General features: G+C 36.3%; 1 pseudogene. It reads left to right on the top strand.

What is annotated here, in order from left to right:
- Window positions 1-365 (top strand): annotated as a pseudogene (locus CSV68_RS16650) (hypothetical protein); the annotation flags it as partial.
- Window positions 366-444 lie beyond the last annotated feature (79 nt).

The raw sequence follows: 444 nt of genomic DNA, 5'->3' as shown, positions 1-444 counted from the left end.
TGGTGAAACAGGAAGTGAAGAAAATGGGCCTTGATATTTCTGGACATCTGGATGCAGATAGTGACACGTTTGCAGTACTGCCACCTGCAGACACGGAAGATCTGAATAGCAAGCAAATACGGGAGTTTGCTGAATCGCAGGCAAAAAAGTTTGATATGGATACAAAGGAATTTCAACGGGAATATACCAGAAGAGTAAGTGAACAAAATGCCTACGTGCTTACGTACCTGGAAGAAAAAATAGGGCCATATCATTTTGATAATGATAATGAAAATCAAATATCAGATTATAACGAAGAATCAAATCAGTTATTAGAGGAACTAGTTGAACAGAATAAAGAGAAAATTGAAGTGCTGATAAAATAAGTTGAATCAATAATCGGACCATTATCCGATGTTACAGGAAGTGAAGTTTAGCAATGAAAAAATACATGTTGCTCATGTT

The organism is Sporosarcina sp. P29 (assembly GCF_002743265.1).
GTDB lineage: Bacteria > Bacillota > Bacilli > Bacillales_A > Planococcaceae > Sporosarcina.
The sequence above is the reverse complement of the archived record's forward strand: the minus strand, read 5'-3'. Positions and strand labels throughout refer to the sequence as shown.